5 protein-coding genes and 1 rRNA gene are annotated in these 6,882 nt (G+C 54.3%); 5 read left to right on the plus strand and 1 reads right to left on the minus strand.

The features are described 5' to 3' along the window. The first annotated feature begins 23 nt into the window (after window positions 1-23). From purF to purN, 3 genes are all read left to right on the plus strand, one after another. Window positions 24-1,466 carry an amidophosphoribosyltransferase gene (gene purF / locus QGH09_06655; GenBank protein ID HJO17860.1) on the plus strand — a complete coding sequence of 481 codons (1,443 nt, stop codon included), beginning with the start codon at window positions 24-26 and terminating at the stop codon, window positions 1,464-1,466. A 151-nt stretch (window positions 1,467-1,617) separates the two neighbouring features. Next, complete coding sequence (purM, locus tag QGH09_06660) at window positions 1,618-2,649, plus strand: phosphoribosylformylglycinamidine cyclo-ligase (protein HJO17861.1); 1,032 nt, start codon at window positions 1,618-1,620, stop codon at window positions 2,647-2,649. Then, the gene (gene purN, locus QGH09_06665; GenBank protein ID HJO17862.1) at window positions 2,649-3,248 is read left to right on the plus strand and encodes a phosphoribosylglycinamide formyltransferase; all 600 of its coding nucleotides are present in this window, start codon (window positions 2,649-2,651) and stop codon (window positions 3,246-3,248) included. The genes purM and purN overlap by 1 nt, the downstream gene beginning before the upstream one ends. Before the next feature lie 120 nt (window positions 3,249-3,368). Here the strand turns inward: purN and QGH09_06670 are convergent, their stop codons facing one another. Beyond that, window positions 3,369-4,214, minus strand: a complete 846-nt coding sequence (locus QGH09_06670; GenBank protein ID HJO17863.1) for a metallophosphoesterase — start codon at window positions 4,212-4,214, stop codon at window positions 3,369-3,371. A 27-nt stretch (window positions 4,215-4,241) separates the two neighbouring features. Here QGH09_06670 and tyrS point away from each other — a divergent pair, with 27 nt between their 5' ends. Further along, complete coding sequence (gene tyrS, locus QGH09_06675; protein HJO17864.1) at window positions 4,242-5,447, plus strand: tyrosine--tRNA ligase; 1,206 nt, start codon at window positions 4,242-4,244, stop codon at window positions 5,445-5,447. 450 nt (window positions 5,448-5,897) lie between these two features. Further along, window positions 5,898-6,882, plus strand: a 16S ribosomal RNA gene (locus QGH09_06680); the annotation flags it as partial.

Here is a 6,882-nt window from a genome sequence, read left to right on the forward strand (position 1 = left end):
TCAGTTACTTGGATTAGATTGCGATGTTTCCAACCGACATGAGCCGAATGAATACCCGCGATGGGTTTAGGGACGAGTGCGGCGTCTTCGGCATCTTCGGGAGTCCCGAAGCCGCAAACCTAACGTATCTCGGTCTCTACGCTTTACAGCATCGTGGTCAGGAAAGTGCTGGGATTGCGTCCGCCGATGGCGCCCGTCTGTTCCTGTCGCGGTCGATGGGCTATGTGTCTGAGGCATTCGACGAGTCCACGTTGCTTTCACTTAAGGGAACATCAGCAATCGGGCACGTACGGTATTCCACGGCTGGCGATAGCCGGCTAATTAATGCCCAGCCGCTTCTCATTGACTGCGCGCATGGCGAAATTTCACTGTGCCACAACGGGAACCTCGTTAACGCGAAAGAGCTTCGAGACGACCTCGTGCGCCGGGGCTCCATTTTTCAGACTGACAGCGACACGGAAGTCATCCTGCATTTGTATGCGCGCTCGCAAGCTCCGACTGCTGAGGATGCGATCATTGAGTCAATTTCTCAGGTGCGTGGCGCGTTCTCCGTTGTGATGCTGACGAAAGATAAGATGATTGTGGTACGAGACCCTCACGGTTTCCGCCCGTTTGCTATTGGCCAGCTCGACGGCGCAACGGTAGTCTGCTCAGAGACATGTGCGCTGGATCTCATCGGCGCAACTTATGTGCGGGATGTTGAGCCTGGTGAGGTAATAGTGGTCGACTCGAATGGTGCTCAATCGTATAAACCCTTTGCTGATGCCCAGTCCGCGCACTGCATTTTCGAACACGTGTACTTCGCACGGCCAGACAGTGACGTGTTTGGCCAAAGTGTTAATCAGGTGAGGACGAACCTTGGGCGTCGGCTAGCTCGGGAGGTTGGTGTTGACGCCGACGTGATTGTCCCGATCCCTGACTCGGGCGTCTGCGCTGCGTTGGGATTTGCGGAGGAGTCCGGTATACCTCTCAAGATGGGCTTGATTCGGAACCATTATGTTGGTCGAACCTTCATTCACCCACAACAGGCAATCCGCGATTTCAAGGTTAAGGTAAAACTAAATCCAGTTAAGAGCATCCTTGCGGATAAACGGGTCGTCCTTGTCGATGATTCAATTGTTCGGGGAACGACTGCCCGTAAGATTGTCGGGATGGTTCGTGCGGCGGGAGCGCGAGAAGTTCACATGCGCATTAGTTGTCCCCCCACGATTTCGCCCTGCTACTACGGTATAGACACTCCTCGCCGCTCTGAGCTAATCGGTGCTACACACACCGTGCCAGAAATTCAGGATTTTCTAGGAGCTGACAGTTTGGCCTATCTCGACTTGGATGGACTGTTGAGTGCTGTCGGTTCTCGTCGTGGGGATTACTGCACATCCTGTTTCACTGGCAAGTATCCGGTTGAATTTCCACGAGATGAGGATGCTTATCTCCAACTCGCGCTCAAGTTACCCAACAAATCGTGACGACTCTGTGCGCCATTCAGGTCTGCAGTCTCGCAGCACTGCGACCCGGTTTTCACATTCTGGTGTCCCTCGTCCACAGTGCCTCCTGGTGCCGTTTGATTTGGCCTTCGTCTCAATCGTACTGGGCGACCGGCGCTTCTGATATGAGCTAATGGTTGACTACAAGGCGTCAGGCGTCGACATTGATGCTGGAAACGAGGCAGTCAAGCGCATCCGCGGTCTAGCTCGCGGGACCTACACGACTAATGTCTTGTCAGACATTGGAGCGTTTGGAGGTCTGTTTCGGCCGGATATTGCCGGAATGCGCGAGCCGGTGCTTGTATCTAGTGTTGACGGCGTTGGAACGAAGCTTAAAGTGGCTTTTCTAGCCGACCGTCATGACACGGTCGGAATCGATCTGGTCAACCACTGCGTCAATGACATTATCGTGCAAGGGGCTGAACCCTTATTCTTTCTTGACTATTTGGCGACAGGACGTCTCGTACCAGACATGGTAACGATGGTAGTTGAAGGAATTGCGATTGCCTGTCGCGAGAATGGTTGTGCCTTGTTGGGCGGTGAAACTGCTGAGATGCCCGGCTTCTACGACGATGGTGAATACGATCTCGCCGGATTCATCGTTGGTGTTGTGGATCGGAAGCAATTACTTGATGGTCGAACAATCAAAAGGGGTGACTGTCTCGTCGGCCTCCCGTCATCAGGTTTACATACCAACGGGTACTCACTTGCCCGTCGTATTGTCTTTGATGAACTCAAGCTTGATGTGGACTCACTCCTCGATGAGTTAGGTCATACGGTGGGTGACGCTTTGCTGAGTCCTCATCGGTCCTACTCACGCTTGATTCGTCCACTTTTGGATGACCGAATGTTGAAAGGACTAGCGCATGTGACGGGCGGCGGCATGACGGAGAACATTCCGCGCGTGTTGCCAACCGGAACCTCGGCGATTATTGACAGGAACACCTGGGCTGTACCGCCGCTCTTTGGCTGGCTGCAAAAGTCAGGTGCGATTGCTGACGACGAAATGTTCCGTACGTTCAATATGGGGATCGGCCTTATTGCGATCGTGGATCATACGAAGGTTGACTCAGTGCTAGAACGGCTCGCTGAACAGGGTGAAAAGGAGGCTGGCGTCATTGGGGAAATCGTTTCGGGCGATCAGTTGGTGACGTACCGAACGTGATGAAGGCTCTCAATCGACGTCTCGGCGTGCTAATTTCTGGCCGTGGGAGTAACCTGCAGGCGATTATCGATGCGATCTCTAACAGACAGCTTGATGCCACAATTGGAGTCGTAATCTCGAACCGTGCTAAGGCTGACGGTCTCGGGCGCGCTCGCGATGCCGGAATTGAGGCCATCTACCTTGATCACCGTTCTCATGGGGACCGCGAGACCTACGATCGGATGCTCGTGTCAGAACTCCAAGCGCGGGGTGTGGGTCTCGTATGCCTAGCGGGGTTCATGAGGGTACTCACTCCGGTCTTTCTTGACGCGTTCCCAAACGCGGTTCTCAACATTCATCCTTCTTTACTACCAGCGTTCCCCGGCTTGGATGCACAACGTCAGGCTTGGGAACATGGGGTCAAGGTAACAGGGGCGACCGTGCACTTCGTAACTGCCGACCTCGATGCTGGCCCAATCGTTTCCCAGGTTTCGGTCCCTGTACGCGACGACGACACATTCGATACGCTGGCTGCGCGCATCCTAGAGGAGGAGCACCGGGTCTACCCAAAGGCGATTGCCGGTGTGCTTGACGGTGCTGGGATTCCTTCCTTGGGGTGAATCGGCACTCCGAAGCGTTCATCGCCAAATTCAGCCGTGCGGCTAAGCAAGTCTTGCCAATCGTAATGTCAGTAACCAAGGTGCACAGCGGCAGGAGTGGAAACCCGAGTTTCTGTCAGGTTACAAATAAGGCCGTCGCGCCAGAGTCAGGATCGCCACCTCAGGCGGACAGTTTAGGCGGAACGGCACATAGACTGTACCGATACCGCGGCTAACAAAAAGCGTTGTGTTCCTTTGGTGGAATACACCTGACGCGATTGGAAATTTTCTCGCCGCGATAGCTCCGAGTCCAGGAATGACGATCTGGCCACCATGAGTGTGCCCGGATAAAACGACGGATAAGTCAAGGGCAGCTGCCTCGAAAACCCGACGTGGATCGTGCGCGAGGACAATGGCTGGCCGGGTTGCGGAACTTAATAGGGGGATCACGTCGGTCGCCCGACGTGTCCAAAACCTCAAGCCAACCAAATCTAGCGATTCACTAGCTACTGTGATTCGAGTTCGAGCATCCATGAGGACCTCAAACCCTTGAGCGGTTAACGCTGCAGGCATCGCGCGCTCGTCATCGTGATTGCCGAGAATAGCGAACACACCATGGGGAGCTGTCAGTGGGGCTAGTATGTCCGCAACATCTTCAACAAACTGAGGGTCACGCCAGGTTACATAGTCACCGCCAAGGACAATGAGGTCGGGCCGTTCCTTCATCATTGCCGTGACAGCTTTCTCGATGTCCTCACGGGGTACAGTGAGACTTCGGTGTAGGTCAGTCAGAAGCCCGATGCGTAAACCCGAGAGTGCTTCAGGAAGGCCCGAGGAAAGAAGAGTCGTTCGGGTAATCTCAAGATTTCGACGTGCATAAAAGAAGCTATATGTGCCTGTGGCAGCAACACCACCAACGCCTGCGGCTATGATGGCCTTCATGACCGATCGACGACTGAGGCGGTCAGGTTCTGGCTCTTTCGCCATTGGATTGGTTGTATATTAGCAGGGCTTATGACGCTTGATGAACAGATCAAATACCTGACGAAGGGCTGTGTGGATGTGGTTCGCGCTGCTGACATGCGCACCAAGCTTGAACGTGCTTCTCAGCAAAGCCGACCACTCGTTGTGAAAGTTGGATTCGACCCGACCTCACCAGACCTCCATTTGGGTCATACGGTACTCATTCGGAAGATGAAACATTTCCAGGATTGTGGACACAGCGTGATTTTCGTAGTTGGGGACTTCACTGCTCTTATTGGTGACCCTACCGGGCGTTCCAAGACTCGTCCGCCGCTAACACGGGAACAAATTGCTGAAAACGCTGAGACCTATAAGAACCAAGTGTTCAAGCTTCTGGATCCAGAAAAGACGATCGTGGATTTCAATAGTCGCTGGCTCGGCGCCCTCTCCAGCGAAGAGTGGATACGGCTCACCGCCCGCTACAACGTTGCCCAAATGCTCGAACGTCGTGATTTCCGGAAGCGTTATGACGAGGGCCAACCAATCGCGATTCACGAGTTTCTGTACCCCCTCGCACAGGCCTACGATTCGATTTTCTTGAAAGCGGATGTTGAACTCGGCGGAACGGACCAGTTGTTCAACCTCAACGTTGGTCGAGACATCATGCCGTCGTTCAATCTCGAGGCGCAGATCGTGATGACGGTGCCACTACTAGTAGGACTCGATGGTACGGAGAAGATGAATAAGTCGACTGGGAACTACATCGGCATCACTGAGCCACCAGTTGAAATGTTCGGCAAGGTGATGTCGATCTCCGATGAATTGATGTGGACCTACTATAAATTCCTTACGGATGATTCACTAGAAGCTATCGGGTCGGTCAAGGCACGTGTAGACGACGGCATTTTGCACCCGAAGGACGCCAAGGTGGATTTAGCCAAGCGAATCGTAACGGATTTTCACTCAGCGGCTGAAGCGAAGGGGGCGGCCACGGAATTTGAGCGTGTGCACTCCCGCGGTGAACAGCCGTCGGATATGCCCGAGTTCAGTTTCAACCTCGATAGTGACTGGAAGCCACTTAACCGGATGATGGTCGATCTCTCCCTTGCGAGCTCAGCCAGCAATGGAACGCGAAAGATCTCTAGTGGAGCGGTGTTAATTGATGGTGAAAAAATTTTTGATCGGCATTGGAAACCAGTTCCTGGTGACTACGTCCTGCAAGTCGGTCGGCATTTCGTGAGGTTAGTGGTTAAGTAGGTCTAGGTGTGGCCTAGAGAGTTCTGCAGAGAGGGCCTGGTCTGGTCCACGAGGGCTCAAGAATCCAGTGTTTACGGCCCTGCCAGGTTGACACTTTCGGAGACCTTCTAGTAACCTTATCCGGTTTCCCCAGTGATCGGGGAGGGGCACTGTGCCCCGGTCGGGTTTATCCCGGCTCCTGGGTTCTTTGAAAACTAGATAGAGCGTGCAAGCACTAACGTTTGATGGAGCCACGTGCCATTTGGTGCGGGGCGAGATCAGACAGCCCGTCGAGTATCAGTTGAAGCGCTGATGCCTCTGTCGCATGTCGTTTGGTTTACCGGCCGGTGTGCGATGGTTGTGGATCGCTTCACGACTGAATGAACGACGCAAGAGCCAATATCAACAGGCGCTTGTGTTTTTTCAGTTGCTTACTTCGTCAGTTTTTCTGGCGAGGTAGCACCCGTTTTAAAACATGAGAGTTTGATCCTGGCTCAGAATCAACGCTGGCGGCGTGCCTAACACATGCAAGTCGAACGCGAAAGTAGCCTTCGGGCTGCAAGTAGAGTGGCAAACGGGTGAGTAACGCGTGGGTGACCTATCTTCGAGTGGGGGATAACGTTTCGAAAGGAACGCTAATACCGCATAACATCCCGCCTTTGGAAAGGTGGTGATCAAAGCCGGGGATCGCAAGACCTGGCGCTTGATGAGGGGCCCGCGTCCGATTAGCTTGTTGGCGGGGTAACGGCCCACCAAGGCGACAATCGGTAGCCGGCCTGAGAGGGCGGACGGCCACACTGGGACTGAGACACGGCCCAGACTCCTACGGGAGGCAGCAGTGGGGAATTGTTCGCAATGGGCGAAAGCCTGACGACGCAACGCCGCGTGGAGGACGAAAACCTTCGGGTCGTAAACTCCTGTCGAGTGGGACGAATACTACCTGGGTTAATAACTCAGGTGGCTGACGGTACCGCTAAAGGAAGCCCCGGCTAACTCCGTGCCAGCAGCCGCGGTAATACGGGGGGGGCAAGCGTTGTTCGGATTTACTGGGCGTAAAGAGCTCGTAGGCGGCTTGCTTAGTCGAACGTGAAATCCCTTGGCTCAACTGAGGAACTGCGTCCGATACTGGCAGGCTTGAATCCGGGAGAGGGATGCGGAATTCCAGGTGTAGCGGTGAAATGCGTAGATATCTGGAGGAACACCGGTGGCGAAGGCGGCATCCTGGACCGGCATTGACGCTGAGGAGCGAAAGCCAGGGTAGCAAACGGGATTAGATACCCCGGTAGTCCTGGCCCTAAACGATGAATGCTTGGTGTGGCGGGTATCGATCCCTGCTGTGCCGAAGCTAACGCATTAAGCATTCCGCCTGGGGAGTACGGTCGCAAGGCTGAAACTCAAAGGAATTGACGGGGGCCCGCACAAGCGGTGGAGCATGTGGTTCAATTCGACGCAACGC

The sequence above is a fragment of the Vicinamibacterales bacterium genome (genome assembly GCA_036012125.1).
GTDB lineage: Bacteria > Acidobacteriota > Vicinamibacteria > Vicinamibacterales > UBA823 > UBA11600.